Source organism: Cupriavidus respiraculi (genome assembly GCF_914271545.1).
GTDB classification, from domain to species: domain Bacteria; phylum Pseudomonadota; class Gammaproteobacteria; order Burkholderiales; family Burkholderiaceae; genus Cupriavidus; species Cupriavidus respiraculi.
Map to the genome: position 1 here is coordinate 118,315 of NZ_CAJZAH010000004.1, position 16,476 is coordinate 134,790.

A 16,476-nucleotide genomic window follows, 5' to 3' on the forward strand; every position below is an offset into this window, starting at 1 on the left:
CGGGGGTGATCACGTTGCCAGCGAGGTGGCGATTGCCGCGTAGGCCGTGCCTGCCGGGCCGGCGGCGTTCTCATGCACGGGGGGCCGCGTCAGCGCGAGCGCGGATGCATCGATCCTGCGTTCGACGCCGGCAGCCAGCGCCGGCCGCAGCGGCACCGTGGCGAGATCGGACGCGACCATCCCGCCCGTGCCCGCGTCGGCGCGCGCGGCGGCCAGCAATGCCAGCGTGGCGTCGATGGCTTCCTGCGGCGTCACGTCCGCCAGGCAGCGATGGTGCTGCTGTGGGCAGACGCTCTTGTAGCAGTAGCGGCACGGCACGTCCGCAAACAGCGTGCGGTGGGGCACCTGCCACGGCGTGTGCTGCGGGTTGGTCAGCGCATACAGATCCACCACGGGCGTGCCCAGCGCGGCTGCCAGATGCACCGGCCCGCTGTTGTTCGATACCAGCACGTCGGCACTCTGGATGAGCGCCCCCATCTCGCCCAGCGTCAGGGCGCCGGCCTGGCCCAGCACGCGCGGATGGGCGGCCAGCTTGCGCACCGCCTCGACCAGCGGCGCCTCGCCGTTGCTGCCGGTGACCAGCACCAGCGCGCCGGTGCGGCTTGCCAGCGCGCGCGCCACCTCGGCGAAGCGCTCTGGCGGCCAGCGGCGCGAGGCCGCGGTGGCGCCGGGATGGACCACCACGCAGGGCGGCATCGGGCCTGCGCCCGGCATGCGCAACGGATCCAGCGCGAGGAGCCGGCGTGCGACATTGTCCTGGTCCGCGGGCTGGACCTGGAAGCGCAGGCGCGTATCCGCAACGTCCGCGCCCACGGTGGCGACCAGGTCCAGTTGCCGCTGCACCTCGTGGCGGACCTGCTCGTGCGGCTCGGTCTCGCGGACCCAGTCGGTCAGCAGGTCATAGGGGTTCTCGCGGCAATGCGCCAGGCGCAGCGGAATGCCGGCCGTCGTACACAGCAGCGCCGCGGGCAGCGGACTCTGGCTATAGACGGTAAAGATGACCGCGGCGTCGAAGCGTCCCGCCGCGATGCGCTGCACCCACTGCATCATCGCCGTGTCGGCGCGGTCCGCGCCATCGCCACCGCGCTGGCGGGAGACGCCGCTGCCGTGCTTGACCCACGGCGCATCCCAGGCCCACACCATGTCCACCATCGGCAGATGGCGCGCCAGGCTGGCGGCGCCATGCGAAGTGAGCAGCGTGATATGCCGGCCGGGGGCCGACTCCTTCAGGGCCTGCATCGCCGGCGTGCTCATCAGCACGTCGCCCATATTGTCCAGCCGGATGCACAGGATGCGCCGTGCGGCGCTCCACGCGCTCATGACGCCACCGCCTCGGACAGCGCGGTGCGGGCCGCGCCCATCACTGCGTCCGCCGCGACGATGCGGGCCGCGGCATCCAGGTCGGCCACCACATAGTCCGGCGTGCGCAGCGGCGAGCGCACCCATTCGGTCTCGTTGCCGCAGTCCACGAGGATGGCGCGGCAGCCGGCGGCGCGGCCGGCCTCCACGTCGTCGAGGATGTCGCCCACCATCCACGAGCGGCGCAAATCCAGCCCATGCCTCACGGCTGCCTCCTCGAGCATCGCGGTGCCGGGCTTGCGGCAGCGGCAACGGCCCGCGTACGCGAGGACCTGGCCCTCGGGATGGTGCGGGCAGTACAGGAAGTCGGCCAGCACCGCGCCGTTGGCTTCGAACAGTTCGGCCAGGCGCTGCCGCACCGCCTCCAGCGCCTGCGGCGCGAAGCGGCCCAGCGCGATACCCGGCTGGTTCGACACCACGATCAGCGGCAGGCCCAGCTCGCCAAGGCGGCGCAGCGCCTCGGCGGCCTGCGGGGCCAGCCGCATATGCGCCGGGTCGACGTTGTACGGCACGTTGACCAGCAGCGTGCCGTCCTTGTCGAGCAGCACGCCGGGGCGGCGCCCGGCGTCCGCGGCCGCCGGCGCGGTGCGTGCGATTACGGCCATGAGGTTTCCTTCATCGGCAGCACCATCACCTCCGGAATCACCGTTTCCTCGGGCTGGGTCAGCACGAAGCGCACCGCGCGCGCCACGCTGGCCGGGTCTTGCAGCGTCGATTCGTCGATATCGGGAAAGCGGTCCAGCAGGAACGGCGTGCGCATGCCGCCGGCCACGATGGCGGACACCTTGATGCCATGGGGCCGCAGTTCGGCATGCAATGCATGCGACAGGCCCAGCAGGCCCCACTTGGTGGCGTGGTAGGCCGACGCATTGGGCCAGGCGCGCTTGGATGCCGTCGAAGCGATATTGACGATATGCCCGCTGCCCTGGGCCTTCATCATCGGGACCACGGCGCTCGACATCAGATACGGGCCATAGAGGTTGACCATCAGTACGCGGTGCCACTGCTCGTTGTCCACCTCGTCCACGGGCAGCGTGATATCGATGGCCGCGTTATTGACGATGCCGTCGATGCGGCCGGTGCGCTCGCGCACCTGGTCCAGCGCGGCGCGCACCGCGGCCGGATCGGCCACGTCGAAGCCGAGCGCGTAGGTGTGCTCGCTGCCCTGTCCCAACCGCTCGGCGCAGTCGCGCGCGCGGCGCTCGTTCACGTCGGCGACCACCAGGTTCGCACCGGCTTCGGCCAGCATCTGGCAAATCGCCGCGCCGAGCCCCTGCCCGCCACCGGTCACCAGAAAGGCCTTGCCTTGCAGGCCTTGCGTCGCATCGTTCATGGCTGAGATCCCTTGTTCGCTGATGGGTGAATGGAGGAATGCGTGATGCGGCCGCCCTGTGTGGACGGCGCGGGGCCGTCCGGGTTCGTTTGCCGCATCACCGGTTCAGCGAATTGCATGCCAGCCGGGGCGCCGTGATAACGCGTTGATTCAAAAGCGACTTCTAAGGCAGCAGCAGTTTTTTCCGGTATGGCGCTGCCGTTTGTGCCGGTAGTGGTAAAAACTGCAGCGCCGCTCAGCCGGCGAGCGCCTGGCGCAGGCGCGATTGCGCGATGCCGCGCATCAGCGACGCCACGCATTCGGCGAATGCCTCGTCGAACCAGGGATTGGCGCCGCTGACCGCTACCACGATGCCGTGATGGACGGCGGCGCCGCCGAGCATCGACTCGCCTTCGCGCAACAGATGGGGAAAGCGCGCCTGCACGTGGTCGCTGGCGAGGCCGGTGCGCCAGCTCACCCGGGCCTTCTCGCGCGCATACCACGCATAGTCGGCATCCCAGCGCTCGCGGCCCGGGGTCGAGAACTCATGCAGGATCGCCTCCTCGAACGTGCACTCCGACGGATGCCTGGCGGGGTCCATCACCACCACGTGCAGAAAGCCGCTTTCACCCACGTCGCGGTCGCGCACGGCGGCCTCGAGCATGGGCAGCGCCATCTGGACGGCGCGGCGGGCACAGTGAAGGTTGGCGAATCGGCTGGCGCCCGCGGCGCGGTTCGGTTCCGACGACAGATGCTCCATGGTGACTCCTGGAAGAATGAAAAACGGGGGATGGGGGACAGGTATTGCGGAAAATCAGTTCGGCGGCCGGGTCGGCGCCAACGCGTCGGGGTCGCGCATGCGGGCGAGCGAGCGGATCGCCGCCACCAGTTCGCCGACCTGCACCGGCTTGGACAGATACAGCTGGAAGCCGGCCATCATCGCGCGGATGCGGTCCTGCGCCTCGGCATGCCCGGACAGCGCGATGGCCGTCAGGCGCCGCGACAGTGGCACGTTGCACTCGGTCTCCAGCCGGCGCACGCGGCGCAGCACCGTATAGCCGTCTTCGTCATCGAGCGCGATATCGCAAAGTAGCACCGGCGGCCAGTCCGCGGGCGACTCCGCGCGCAGCGTCGCGATCAGCTCGTCGCCGCGGGCGAAGGCGGTGGCCTGCGCGCCGAAGTCGCCCAGCGCGGCGGTCAGCACCTCGCGCGTGGGCTCGTCGTCGTCCAGTACCAGAATGCGCAATCCCTGCAAGGCATTGGACTCCAGCAAGGGGGCGCTCTCGGTGGGCACGACCGGCGGCAGTGCCGGCGTTTCGCGCACCGGCCGCAGCGGCATGCTGAGCAGGAAGGCGTGCGCGGCCGGGTCCGCGGTGAGCGCGATGCCGTGCTCGCCAAGCCAGGCCTGCATGCCCTGCACGTCCTGCAGCGGCATCTCGCGGCCGGGCGCGGACACGCGCATGCAGGCCTCGCCGCCCTGCCGCTCCAGCCGCAGCTCCACCCGGCCGCCCGGTTCGATGCCGTCGATGATCAGGTTGCACAGGTCCCAGATCGCCTTCTGCAGCATGCCGGGATCGCCGGTAATGCTCAGCTCGGTCTCGCTGGAGACGGTAAACAGATTGACCTGGCGCTCGGCGATGGTCTCGCGCAGGCCGTCGATGACGCCGGCCACGATCAGCTCCAGGCGGATGGGTTGCAGCGCCAGCCGCTGCTCGGTGCGCTCCAGTTCGCGCTGCTGCTGTTGCAGGCGCCACATCTGCGCGTAGACGCCGCGCTTTTCCAGCAGCGTCTGGTGGTCGCCCTCCTCCACGATGCGGCCGTGCTCCATCACGAGGATATGGTCGGCATCCGCGATGGTGGACAGACGGTGCGCGATGATCAGCGCGGTGCGCTCCTTGGCGACCTCGGCCAGCTCCTGCTGGATCGCCCGCTCCGAGCGCGTATCCAGCGCGGAGGTGGCCTCGTCGAAGACCACGATGGGCGGCTTCTTCAGCAGGGCGCGGGCGATGGCCACGCGCTGGCGCTCACCGCCGGACAGGCGCACGCCACGCTCGCCCACCGGCGTCTCGTAGGTATCGGGCAGGCGGTCGACAAACGATTCGAGCTGCGCCGCGCGCGCCGCCGCGACGATGTCCGAGCGCGTCGCGCCCTCGCGCCCATAGCCGATGTTGTAGGCGATGGTGTCGTTGAACAGGATGGTGTCCTGCGGCACGATGCCGATCACTTCGCGCAGGCTGGACTGCGTCACCAGGCGCAGGTCCTGGCCATCGATCTTGATCGCGCCGCTGTCGGGTTGATAGAGACGGAACAGCAGCCGCGCCAGCGTCGATTTGCCCGAGCCGCTGCCCCCGACCACGGCCACCGTCTGGCCGGCGCCGACCTTGAAGCTCACATCCCACAGCGTCTGCCGGCTGGGGTCGTAGCTGAAGTTGACGTGGTCGAACACGATTTCGCCGCGCGTGATCACCAGCGGCCGCGCCCCTGGCGCGTCGTGGTCCTCGCCCGGCGCGCCATGGGCGTCGAGCAGCGCGAACAGGCGCTCGACCTGGGTCATGGCGTCGTTCGACTCGCGGAAGATGAAGCCCAGCGTATTGAGCGGCAGCACCACCTGGATGATGTACGCGTTGATCAGCACCAGGTCGCCCACCGTCAGCGCGCCCTGCACGACGCGTTGCGTCGCCAGCAGCATGACCATCGCCACGCCCACCGCGATGCACGCGCTCTGGCCGATATGCAGCGACGACAGCGCGTACTGGTTCTCCACGCTGACGCCAACCCAGCGGTCCAGCAGCGTCGACAGGCGCCGCGTCTCGAACGACTCGCGCGCGAAGAACTTGACCGTGTCGTAGTTCAGCAGGCTGTCTACCACCCGGCTGTTGGTCTGGGCCTCCACCGCGTTGACCTTGCGCTGGATGCGGGTGCGCCGCCGTGTCAGCACGAAGGTGTAGCTCGCGTACAGCACGAAGGTGCCGAGAATGATCAGCGCGAAGCTGGCCCCGTAGGCGGCGATCATGATGACCAGCACCGAGGCGATCTCCATCAGCGTCGGCACGATGGTGAAGACCGCCACGCCCAGCAGGAAGCCGATCGCGGCCGTGCCCTTCTCCAGATCGCGGATCACGCCGCCGGTTTCGCGGCGCGAATGGAAGCGCGCGCCCAGCGCATGCAGATGCGCGAAGGTGCGCTCCATGAAGGTGGCGACGGTGCGCTGCGTGACGAAGGCGAATACCACGTCCCGCAGTTCGTTGAAGGCGTTGCCGAGCAGCCGCAGGATGGCGTACGCCAGCACGAGGAAGACCGGCATCGAGATCGCCGCGCCGGCCATGGCGGCCGCCCCCGTGGCCACCGGCGCGACCTCGTCGACGATGTGCTTGAGGACCAGCGGCACGCCGATCGCCGCGGCCTTGGCCAGCAGCAGCAAGGCGATGGCGATGCCCACGCGCAGGCGGTAGCGCCAGATGGCGCGCCAAAGCTCCGCGGCGATCCGGCGCTTGGAGGCGGGTGGTGGCGCGGCGTGCGTACCGGGCATGTCGTGCTACCGGCTCGCCGGAGCCCGAGGTGGCAGGCCGGAGAGACCCCCGGCGCGCGGCCTCAAGGAAATCCGCATCGGATCAGGAGCGGTTGTCCACGGGCGGCGCCCCCGGCGTCGCGTTGCCGGGGTCGCGCAACTGCTGCTCGCCCACCCCCGGAGGCGACTCGCCGCGCCGTACCTTGCGGTCGATGTCCTTGTCGTCCTGCGGTTCCGGCGTGGTGGTGGCGCCGCGCACGAGGTTCGGCCCCGTATCGCGCTCCTCCGGTGGCCGGTACGACGCGGCCTGCTCCCAGTCCTCGCGGCGGCTGCCAGTGCCCTGTCCGTCCTCTTGCCCCTGCTGCACCTGGTTGGCCCCCTGTCCCTGCTGCGTGCCCTTGGCCGCGTCGTCGTTGCCTGTTGCCACGGTGTCGTCCTTTCGTTGAAACGATGTCGATGGTTGTGATGGCGCCGATGGTTCCGCCGCACGCTCGCCCACCGCCTGGTCGATCTCCGCGCCCGGATCTTCGTTGCCGGTAAATTCCACGGCCGCCGCGCCGAACTGGCCGGAGCGGGCGTTATCCGGGCCCGTGGTACCGGTGGCTTCGCTGTCGTAGGCGCGGCCGGGCCGCTGAGAGCCCTGGGCGGTGCCGCCAGTGTCGGTGCCGCGCGGGGCACTCTGCTGCGCCACTGGCATCGGCACGGTGAGCGCGGCGGGGTCGAAGTCGGTCCAGCGGCCGTTCTCCCAGCGCCCTTCCGCGCGTTCGACATCGCGCGCGCCGGCGGCGTTGAGAATGTCGGCGGCCTGCGTCATCGCCTCGCCCTCGGCCCGGGCGGAAAGCAGCACGCCCGCGGGGCGGTTGCCGCGCGCGGTGCCGGCATCGCCGCCCACGCTGAAGATCGATACGTCCCACACCGAGAATCCCCGCGCGTAGAGTTCGCGGGCCGCCCGCTCGGCATCGGGCAACGTCGGAAAACGTCCTGCCACTATGGACGACATGATTTGCCTCCGTTATCAGGCGGTGCCGGGTACGCTTGCAAGGTCCGCGCCGGGCTGCCCTTGTCCCGCCGATACGAGCACACCCCTGCCCACGCCCGGGTTACGGCGGCGCCACCCTCCATGAAACGCGCGGCATCGCCATGTGAAAATTTCACGGAATGCTCGCTTCTACAAATGCGGCGACAGAATGGCTGGCCGCCACGACAGTCAGGGGCGCGGCGCCGAGGGCTCGACCGCGTCCTCGTCGACCTTGGCCAGCCGATCCGCCAGCCGGCTCGCTTCGCGCTTGATCGCCTGGTTGGCGTGGGCGTCCTCCACATCGTGCGTTTCGTCGATGCCGCCGTCGCGCTCGGACAGCTCGGACAGCCGCCGGTAGAACACCGCCAGCTTCTTCAGCTCTTCCTCGTCCAGGTCTTCGATGGCCACCAGCCGGTTGCTCGCCAGCTTGTGCGACGCAAGCAACTCGTTCAGCTTCAGATGAATGGCCAGGGAGTCCTTGTTCTGCGATTGCTGGATCAGGAACACCATCAGGAACGTAATGATGGTCGTGCCGGTATTGATGACCAGCTGCCACGTTTCGGAGAAGCCGAACATCGGACCCGTCACCGCCCACAGCGCCACCGTCAGCACCGCCAGCGCGAACGCCGTGGGCGACCCGGCGCCCCGCGTGGCGATGCCCGCGAAGCAATCGAAGCGGTGCATCAGCCGGGCATGCCAGCCCTTTCTCGACGCTGTTTCCTGATTCGCCCGCGGCGGGCTTTCCATCGACGTGTCCATGCTGCGCTCCTGCCTGCTGATGTTGTTGTCCGCCGTGCGGCGCACGGATCGGCGTGCGCGGGGCGGTATGCCGGCATACCGGCAATTTCCGTTCCTCCCCGCGCGCCGGTCCTGTGCGATGCGCCGGCGGTACTTTTTACAAGGCGGGTCGCGAAATGCGTTTTCCCTGGGGCCGCGCGTCCGCCCGCCACGGTGCGCGCCGCGGCCATCCCGCACGGCGGCGTGCCCGGGGTACGGTTCTTGCGGCACACGGCAATGCGGGCCGGCACAAGGCCGGCCATCCTGCAATCGGCGCGCCGGCATGGGCGCCATCGCAATCAAGGAGCACCAGATGGCAAACGACAGCAACCAGCGCTTTCGCGGCGGCTTCGGCGGTAGCACGAATGCGGGCCGTAGCCAGTCCGGCTATGGCGGCTCGGGCGGCAACCAGTTCCGCTCGGAAGACGACTTCGGCGGCACCGAGGATTTCGGCAGCCCGCCGACCGAATGGGGCGAGGAATGGGGCCAGGACTGGCGCGGGCGCCATGGCAGCGGCCAGCAGAGCCCCTGGTACGAGGGCGATCAGGGTGGCGGACAGCGCCGCGCGGGCTCGGGCCAGCGCTACGGCTCGCAGGGCGAGACAGGCGAAGGCAATCCGTACAGCAGCGGCTATAGCCGCGGCGGCGCCGGCGGTGGTGGCGGCCGCGGCTACGGCGGCAGCGGCGGCGGCACCGGCGGCGGCTTCGGTGGCTACGACCCGCGCGGCGCCGAGTCGCGCTATGGCATGTATGGCGTGCGCGATGCGGGCGGCGGCGGCGGCAGTGGCAGCGGCATGGGCCGCTCCGGTCCCGATCAGGGCGAGAACCGCGGCCAGCGCTGGGGCTCGGGCTCCGGCGGCGGCATGGGCGGACGCCAGGGCTACGGCGGCGGGATGGGCCAGAGCCGCGGCATGGGCCAAGGCATGAACCAGGGCATGGGCCAGGGCGGACGCGGTGGCCCGGAAACCTGGAGCCGCATGGAAAACCGCGACAGCGAACGGCGCGGCGGCCAATCCAGCTATGGCGGCGGCTACTTCGGCAGCGGCGACCAGGGCGGCCAGTCGTTCAGCGGCGGGCAGCGCATGTACCCCGGCGATCCGGGCTATCGCCACAGCCAGGAACAGGGCGGACAGCGCGGCTATGGCCTGGAGAGCTACGGCGCCGCCGGCCAGCAGGGATACCAGCAGCAGAAGCGGCGCGTGGGTCCGAAGGGATACCAGCGGTCGGACGAGCGCATTCGGGAAGATGTGTGCGAACGGCTCGCCGATGCGCCGGCCATGGATGTGAGCGAGGTATCCGTGGAGGTCAAGTCGGGCGTGGTCACGCTGACCGGTACCGTCCGTGCACGCCATGAGAAGTACGCGATCGAGGATATCGCCGACGATATCTTCGGCGTGCAGGAGGTGCAGAACAATATCCGCGTGTCGCGCGAGTCCGGCTCGCAGTCCGGCTCCCAGGGCGGCTCGCAGTCCAGCGGCTTCGCCGCGGGCTCCGAAGGCGGCGACTACGGCGGCGCCGGCATGAGCGGCGGCACCTCGGGCCTGGGCGTCACGGGCGGCACGGTCGGCACCAGCCGCGGCACCACCGGCGGCACGCCCGGTACCAGCAGCGCAACGACCGCCGGGGGCGCGAGCCTGTCATCGTCGTCGTCCCTGAGCGCGGGCGCCGGCACTGGCGCCGGCACCGGTGCCACCGGTATCAGCAGCACCTCGACCAACAAGAGCGGAAGCCAGGGCTAGATCGGCCGCCCCTGCCGACCACGGAACGGACCATGGCCGAGACAACGATGAAGAAAGGGAGCAAGCTGCGCGTGCATATCGCGCAGCTTCGCCCCACCCAGATGACGATCGGGAGCCACCACGTCAAATGCAAGATGGTCTCGACCCGCAAGGTCCCCGACGAGGAACGGGAGGCGTTCTTCGACAAGCACCGCATCCACGTCGTGCTGGGCCCCGATGCGACGGTCTACATCGTCGACCATCATCACTGGGCGCGGGCATGGCACGACGTGGGCATCGATTCCATCCCCGTGATCGTGCGCAAGGATCTGAGCCACGCGTCCTGGGACAAGTTCTGGGACTACATGCTGCGCCGCCATCTCGTGCATCCCTACGACGAACACGGCAAGCGCCGGCCGCTGGAGGACCTGCCGCTGCACGTGGCCGACATGCGCGACGATCCGTACCGCAGCCTGGAGGCCTTCGCGCAGATCGCCGGCGGCTATCTGAAGGTGAAGGAGGCCTATCCCGATTTCAAATGGGCAGACTTCTTCCGGCGCCAGATCAAGGGACCGATCGACACCACGGAGTCCTTCGCGCTGGCACTGGCGAACTCGGTCAAGCTCGCGCGCAGCAAAAAGGCGCGCGGGCTGCCGGGGTATATCGGCGAATAGCCGGCGGCGCTACGGTGGCGATCGCCTGCGGCGGCGCAGGATGCCCGTCACGGCCAGCGCGAGCGCGGCGCCGGCGATAAAGCCCGCGCCGATCATCGGCACGCCATCTCCGGCCGCCGCGCCCGGCGTCGCGCCAGATGCCGGTGTGCCGGATGGCAGGGCGGCGAACGCGCTTTTCCATTCCGCCGCGCTGATCTGCGTCATGCGGCCCATCTCCCCGAGACCGTAGACGCAGATCTCGCCGCCCGGCAGCTTGCAGAACCGCTCGGCCGGGCAGGCCTTGAGGATCTCCTGCGGCTGTCCGGCCCCGCATTGCGCGCCGCCGCTGCGCAGCACCTGCAATGTCACGTCGGGATGCTTCGTCAGTTGCTCGGGCATGGCTGCCTCCCCGGAATACGGCCCCTACCCGCAATGTAGTACGGGCGCGGCCCGAGGTCAGGCGGAGGCCGCCGGGTCCCGCGCGGCGGGTGCGCGCCGGTAGGCGCCCGGCCCTACGCCGAAATACTGCTTGAACACCCTGCCGAAGGCAGCCTGTGAGGCATAGCCGCAGGCCTCTCCGACCGCCGCGGCCGACATGCCGGTCGTTTCCAGCAGCCGGGCGGCGCGCTCCATGCGCAGCGTGGTGACGAAGGCCAGCGGGCTCAGGCCCCCGGCCTCGCCGAAGCGGCGCGCCAGGGTCGCCCGCGACATGCTCGCCAGGGCGGCAAGGTTGGCCACCGTCCACGGGCGCTGCGGCTCTCCCACCACCGCCGCCACCGCCTTGGCCAGCCGGGCATCGGCCATCAGCGCGAGCAGGCTGCGCGCAACGCCGCCGCGGCCGACGATGGTCCGCAGCAGCATGGTGAACAGCGCTGTCGACAACTCACCCACGATGGCGCGGCTGCCGGCGCGCGGCGCTTCGGTCTCGCTGCGCATCATGGCGAGCAGGCCGCGCAGCCAGTCGCTGTCCGCCTCGCCCGCCGTGCCGATATGGACGATCTCCGGCAGCGTGCGCAGCAGCACGCTGCCCGGCGCCCCCAGCACGAACGTGCCGCACATCAGGTCGAGCGCGTCGCCCTCTTCGCCATCCGCGTTCCGGCCCCGGCTGCCGGGCAACGTGACCTCCGTCACCAGGCCATTGAAGCCGGAGCGCGTACGCGCCGCCGCGCGCGCGTCCGGGGCCCCGCCGCCGAAATGCACGTAGTGCGCCGCGCCGCGCGGGAACAGCACCACGTCGCCGGCCGCCAGCCGCACCGCGCGAGCGCCGCTGTCCACGCGCGCCTCGCCACGCAGCACCACGTGATAGGGAATATGGCCAACGGGCGCGGGCTGCTGCGCGGCGGTCCACGGGGCGGCGATGCGGCAGCGCAAGTCCACGGTGCCCGAGGGCGACAGCATCTGCACCAGTTCGCTGAGGGTGTCTACGGGATGGCCTGGCATGGTTGAGACGATTGAGCAATAACCTGCGCCATTCTATGCCATATGGCGCACGTGCCGCGGCTACCATGCAGTCATGGAAACGCAGCGACGCGGCGACCGGCAAAGACAAGGCCAGCCGGCCGTGTTGGCGCAGCGGATCCAGCCCGACGCAACACAACCCAAACGCAATACCACCAACACGAAAGGAACACCATCATGTCCCGCATTCCCGCCCTCGATCTCCAGACCGCCACCGGCGAAACCGCCGAGTTGTTCGCCAATATCAAGCGCGCCGTCGGCAAGGTGCCGAACGCCTATGCCGGCATCGGCACGGCCTCGCCGGCCGCGCTGGCGAACCTGCTGCAGACCAATGCCGTGCTGAAGAAGGGCGCCCTGTCGGCGCGCGAGTTGGAGGCAATCAACCTGGCCGTCAGCGAGGCGAGCGGCTGCGACTATTGCGTGGCCGCGCATACGATGACCGGCAAGATGGCCGGCTACTCGGCGGAGCAAACGCGCAAGTTGCGCGCGGGCGCCTATGACGACGATCCCAAGATCGACGCGCTCGTGCGCTTTGCGCTGACGCTGGTGAAGACCTCGGGCACCGTGCCGGCCCCGGCGCTGGCGGCGGTACGCGAGGCCGGTTACAGCGATGGCCAGGTGGTGGAGGCGATCCTTGCCATCACGGCGATCCTGTTCACCAACATGTTCAACCGCGTCAACGACACCACGCTGGACTTCCCGCCGGTGCAATGACGCGCTGCGGAAGGCCGTGGCGGCATGGCGCACCCGCGCCATCCCGCCTCGGCCTGGCATCACTGGCCGCGGCCAACCGGCTGCATGCCGGGATCGAAGTCCGGAAATTCGTCGTCGAGTATCTCGAAGACCGCGGCCGCCTTGCCGCGCAGTTCGTGCGTCAGGTTGCGCACCAGATGCTCGTCCGAGCGCAGCCAGTGATAGGCGGCGTGGACTTCCTCCACGGACGGCTGGACCTCGAGAATCCGTGCGATCACCTCGTCCTCGAAGGGCCCGATGATCGCGCGGATCTGCTGGGCGGTGGCCGGCCGGACTTCGGCCTTCACGGTGTTCATCGCGATGTCTCCCTATGTCGACGCGACGCCGCAGGGAAATCCGCTGCGGCGGTGCCGCGATATGGTCGTTTCCGCAATCGCGCGGCAAAGCCTGCCGCGGGGCGCGGGCGCTACTCCGAAGGTCCGGTGCCGGACTGCCCCGGATCGGTCGGGCGCGCGGCCATCAGTTGTTGCCGCGCTTCCTCCCAGTATTCTTCGGCGCGGCCGTCGGGACTGCCAGACGCCAGCCACAGCTGGTAGGCACGGGTGCGGATATCCTCCTCGGCCGGCATGGGCGCGTCGGCGGCAGGATCTGTGTTCGCCATGGTGTTCTCCTCGTCTGTGCGGTTGCCCTGCAGATCAGTGTAGACATTGATCGGCGGCCGTTGCCCCTGATGCGAACCCGCCCATGCCCGACGCCGGGCATTGCGCGGCAGCGACTTCATTTGGATCGAACCCGGCGCATCGGCCATTACAATGCGGGATTGCCACCCCCGTTGCCAGCCGCCCCGCTCCCATGTCCGCAGCAAACTCCGACCGCTTCACCATCGCCGGCCCCGCCGGCAAGATCGAGATCCTGACCGACACGCCCGATGGTCCCGCGGCGGGCATCGCCGTGATCGGTCATCCGCACCCGCTGCTGGGCGGCAACGCGGAGCACAAGATTCCGCTGCAGCTCGCCAGGCTGTTTCAGGCGCGCGGTTTCGTCGCGGCGCGGCCGAACTTTCGCGGCATGGACGGCACGGAGGGCAAGCACGACGGCGGCGAGGGCGAGACCGACGACATGATCGCGGTGATCCGGCATCTGCAGCAGGCCCACCCGGGCGTGCCGCTGGCGCTCGCGGGCTTTTCCTTCGGCGCGTTCGTGCAGTCGCTGGTGGCCCGCCGCCTGCTCGATGCGGGCGAATCGGTCGCGCATCTGGTGCTGTCCGGCATTCCGTGGGGCCCGGTCGCGGGCAATCGCAGCTACGACACGCCGAACGTCCCGGGCGACACGCTCGTGGTCCACGGCGAGAAGGACGAAAACGTGCCGCTGCAATCGGTGCTCGACTGGGCGCGTCCGCAGGAGCTGCCCGTGACGGTGATCCCGGGCGCCAACCATTTCTTCACCGGCAAGCTGCCGGTGTTCCAGCGCATCGTGGCGGCGTACCTGGACACGCGCCTCGCCGCGGCCGGCTGAGCCGGCGCCCGCCTGGTTCCGCTCCGTTCCGACCGCCATCGTGGTTCCCCCGCAGCACGGCTTCATCCTGACGCGCCATTGGCAGGACACGCCGTCCGGCACCGAGGTCGAGTTCTGGCTGGCCACCGACGGCGGTCCGCGCCTGCTGCGGCTGGCGCCGCAGCCATCGGTCGCCTTCCTGCCGAGCGAGGACGCGCAGCGCGCCGAACCGCTGCTGCGCGGCGAGCGCCGTATCGAAGTGAAACCGCTGGCGCTGCGCGACTTCCGCCGCCGGCCGGTGTCCGCGCTCTACACCCAGAGCTATCGGCATCTGCTCAAGCTCGAAAAGCAGCTGCGCCAGCATGGCTTCGACGTGTACGAGGCCGATATCCGTCCGCCGGAGCGCTACCTGATGGAGCGCTTCGTCACCGCGCCGGTCGCGTTCGCCGGCGAAGCGGCGCCGGACGGCACGCTGCGCAACGGGCAAATGAAGCCTGCACCGGGCTACCGGCCCCGGTTGCGCTGCGTCTCGCTCGATATCGAGACGAGCGCCGAGGGCGCGCTCTATTCCATCGCCCTCCAGGGCTGCGGCCAGCGCCAGGTCTACATGCTGGGCGCACCGACCAGCGACGACGCGGTGGACTTCGCGCTGGAATACTGCGAAACCCGCGCGCAATTGCTGCAGCGGCTCAACGCGTGGTTCGCGCGGCACGATCCCGACGCCATCATCGGCTGGAACGTGGTGCAGTTCGACCTGCGCGTGCTGCAGCAGCAGTCCGAGCAGTGGGGCGTGCCGCTGCGGCTCGGGCGCGGCGACGCGCCGCTGGAGTGGCGCGAGCACGGCGGCGGCAACGGCCACTTCTTCGCGGCGCTCCCGGGCCGGCTGATCATCGACGGCATCGAGTCGCTGCGCTCGGCGACGTGGAGCTTCCCGTCGTTCAGCCTCGAGCATGTTGCGCAGACCCTGCTCGGCGAGGGCAAGGACATCGACGACCCCTACGACCGGATGAGTGCGATCGACCGCATGTTCGCGCACGACAAGGTCGCGCTTGCACGCTACAACCTGAAGGACTGCGAGCTGGTCACGCGCATCTTCGACAAGGCGGAGCTGCTGGACTTCCTGCTCGAGCGCGCCACGGTCACGGGCTTGCCGGCGGACCGCAGCGGCGGATCGGTGGCCGCCTTCACGCATCTGTACCTGCCGCGCATGCACAGGCAGGGCTACGTGGCGCCGAACCTGGGCGACCAGCCCGAACACGCGAGCCCGGGCGGCTTCGTGATGGACTCGCGCCCCGGGCTCTACGACTCGGTGCTGGTGCTCGACTACAAGAGCCTGTATCCCTCGATCATCCGCACCTTCCTGATCGACCCGGTGGGGCTGGTCGAGGGCATGGCCGGCGCCGGGGACGAAGCCGGCAACGAAGCCGCCGACGCCGCCACGGTGCCCGGCTTCCGGGGCGCGCGCTTCTCGCGCGACCGGCACGCCCTGCCCGCCATCGTCGGCGAGGTCTGGCAGCAGCGCGAGGCCGCCAAGCGCGAGCGCAACAAGCCGCTGGCGCAGGCGCTGAAGATCATCATGAACTCGTTCTACGGCGTGCTGGGCTCGACCGGCTGCCGCTTCTTCGACTCGCGGCTGGCATCGTCCATCACCATGCGCGGGCACGAGATCATGCGCAAGACGCGCGAGCTCGTCGAGGCGCAGGGTTATGCGGTGATCTACGGCGACACCGACTCGACGTTCGTCTGGCTCACGCGCCCGCATGCCGACGACGAGGCCAACCGCATCGGCCACGCGCTGGTGCGGCATGTCAACGACTGGTGGCGGCATCATCTGCGCGAGCAGTTCGGGCTGGACAGTGCCCTGGAGCTGCAGTTCGAGACGCACTACCGCCGCTTCCTGATGCCGACCATCCGCGGCGCCGAGGACGGCAGCAAGAAGCGCTACGCGGGCCTCGTTACCACCGCGGACGGTGGCGACGACATCGTGTTCAAGGGACTGGAATCGGTGCGCACCGACTGGTCGCCGCTCGCGCAGGAATTCCAGCAGCAGCTGTACCGCCTGATCTTCCGGCGCGAGCCGCACCAGGAGTTCGTGCGCGACTACGTGCGGCGCACGCTGGCCGGCGAGCTGGACGCGCTGCTGGTCTACCGCAAGCGCCTGCGGCGGCAATTGGACGACTACGAGCGCAACGTGCCGCCGCATGTGCGCGCGGCCCGGATCGCGGACCGGTTCAATGCGGAACGCGGCCGCCCGCTGCAGTACCAGAACCGGGGCTGGATCAGCTATGTGATGACGGTGGCCGGTCCCGAGCCGCTCGAGGTACGGCGCTCGCCGATCGACTACCAGCATTACCTGACCCGGCAATTGCAGCCGGTGGCGGACGCGATTCTGCCGTTTGTCGGGGACAGCTTCGAGCAGCTGGTGACGCCGCAGATGGCGTTGTTCTGACGTTCGGGCGCACTGCCTTGATTTGAGCTGTCACCCTC

Annotated in this window: 16 protein-coding genes; 5 read left to right on the forward strand and 11 right to left on the reverse strand. The window is 69.7% G+C overall.

Annotated elements, in window-relative coordinates; genetic code table 11:
- Positions 1-9 precede the first annotated feature (9 nt).
- The 7 genes from LDO27_RS18480 to LDO27_RS18510 all read right to left on the reverse strand — a co-directional run bounded on the left by LDO27_RS18480 (position 10) and on the right by LDO27_RS18510 (position 7,956).
- Positions 10-1,320, reverse strand: a complete 1,311-nt coding sequence (locus tag LDO27_RS18480; protein WP_224043305.1) for a glycosyltransferase family 9 protein — start codon at positions 1,318-1,320, stop codon at positions 10-12.
- On the reverse strand, positions 1,317-1,964 hold the full coding sequence (locus tag LDO27_RS18485; RefSeq protein ID WP_224043307.1) for a D-glycero-alpha-D-manno-heptose-1,7-bisphosphate 7-phosphatase: 648 nt from the start codon (positions 1,962-1,964) through the stop codon (positions 1,317-1,319). Before LDO27_RS18485 ends, LDO27_RS18480 begins: the two co-directional genes overlap by 4 nt.
- Positions 1,955-2,692: an SDR family oxidoreductase gene (locus LDO27_RS18490; protein WP_222207374.1), complete on the reverse strand. Its 738-nt coding sequence runs from the start codon at positions 2,690-2,692 to the stop codon at positions 1,955-1,957. Before LDO27_RS18490 ends, LDO27_RS18485 begins: the two co-directional genes overlap by 10 nt.
- Positions 2,693-2,927: 235 nt before the next feature.
- Positions 2,928-3,431 (reverse strand): hypothetical protein, encoded by a 504-nt coding sequence (locus tag LDO27_RS18495; RefSeq protein ID WP_224043309.1) that lies wholly within the window; start codon positions 3,429-3,431, stop codon positions 2,928-2,930.
- 54 nt (positions 3,432-3,485) lie between these two features.
- A complete protein-coding gene (locus tag LDO27_RS18500) occupies positions 3,486-6,200 on the reverse strand; it encodes an ABC transporter transmembrane domain-containing protein (protein WP_224043311.1) in 2,715 nt (904 codons plus the stop codon).
- 82 nt (positions 6,201-6,282) lie between these two features.
- The gene (locus LDO27_RS18505; protein ID WP_224043314.1) at positions 6,283-7,179 is read right to left on the reverse strand and encodes a hypothetical protein; all 897 of its coding nucleotides are present in this window, start codon (positions 7,177-7,179) and stop codon (positions 6,283-6,285) included.
- Between the two features lie 207 nt (positions 7,180-7,386).
- A complete protein-coding gene (locus LDO27_RS18510; RefSeq protein ID WP_377747696.1) occupies positions 7,387-7,956 on the reverse strand; it encodes a low affinity iron permease family protein in 570 nt (189 codons plus the stop codon).
- Positions 7,957-8,287: 331 nt separating this feature from the next.
- On the opposite strand from LDO27_RS18510, the gene LDO27_RS18515 reads away from it, so the two are divergent.
- Together LDO27_RS18515 and LDO27_RS18520 are read left to right on the forward strand one after the other, a co-directional pair.
- Positions 8,288-9,712, forward strand: coding sequence for a BON domain-containing protein (locus tag LDO27_RS18515; protein WP_224043315.1), 1,425 nt, complete (start codon positions 8,288-8,290; stop codon positions 9,710-9,712).
- A 32-nt stretch (positions 9,713-9,744) separates the two neighbouring features.
- Positions 9,745-10,365, forward strand: a complete 621-nt coding sequence (locus LDO27_RS18520; protein ID WP_224043317.1) for a ParB-like protein — start codon at positions 9,745-9,747, stop codon at positions 10,363-10,365.
- Between the two features lie 9 nt (positions 10,366-10,374).
- On the opposite strand, the gene LDO27_RS18525 is transcribed toward LDO27_RS18520, so the two are convergent.
- Both LDO27_RS18525 and LDO27_RS18530 read right to left on the reverse strand, forming a co-directional pair.
- Positions 10,375-10,743: a hypothetical protein gene (locus LDO27_RS18525; RefSeq protein ID WP_224043319.1), complete on the reverse strand. Its 369-nt coding sequence runs from the start codon at positions 10,741-10,743 to the stop codon at positions 10,375-10,377.
- Between the two features lie 57 nt (positions 10,744-10,800).
- Positions 10,801-11,784, reverse strand: a complete 984-nt coding sequence (locus tag LDO27_RS18530) for an AraC family transcriptional regulator (protein WP_224043321.1) — start codon at positions 11,782-11,784, stop codon at positions 10,801-10,803.
- Between the two features lie 195 nt (positions 11,785-11,979).
- On the opposite strand from LDO27_RS18530, the gene LDO27_RS18535 reads away from it, so the two are divergent.
- Positions 11,980-12,516 (forward strand): carboxymuconolactone decarboxylase family protein, encoded by a 537-nt coding sequence (locus LDO27_RS18535; protein ID WP_222207363.1) that lies wholly within the window; start codon positions 11,980-11,982, stop codon positions 12,514-12,516.
- A gap of 59 nt (positions 12,517-12,575) precedes the next feature.
- Here the strand turns inward: LDO27_RS18535 and LDO27_RS18540 are convergent, their stop codons facing one another.
- Together LDO27_RS18540 and LDO27_RS18545 are read right to left on the reverse strand one after the other, a co-directional pair.
- Entirely contained in the window at positions 12,576-12,851 is a 276-nt protein-coding gene (locus LDO27_RS18540; protein WP_222207362.1) for a hypothetical protein, read from the reverse strand.
- A 110-nt stretch (positions 12,852-12,961) separates the two neighbouring features.
- Complete coding sequence (locus tag LDO27_RS18545; protein WP_224043322.1) at positions 12,962-13,156, reverse strand: DUF2934 domain-containing protein; 195 nt, start codon at positions 13,154-13,156, stop codon at positions 12,962-12,964.
- A 191-nt stretch (positions 13,157-13,347) separates the two neighbouring features.
- On the opposite strand from LDO27_RS18545, the gene LDO27_RS18550 reads away from it, so the two are divergent.
- Positions 13,348-14,010, forward strand: coding sequence for an alpha/beta hydrolase (locus LDO27_RS18550; RefSeq protein ID WP_224043324.1), 663 nt, complete (start codon positions 13,348-13,350; stop codon positions 14,008-14,010).
- 40 nt (positions 14,011-14,050) lie between these two features.
- A complete protein-coding gene (locus LDO27_RS18555) occupies positions 14,051-16,438 on the forward strand; it encodes a DNA polymerase II (protein WP_224043326.1) in 2,388 nt (795 codons plus the stop codon).
- Positions 16,439-16,476 lie beyond the last annotated feature (38 nt).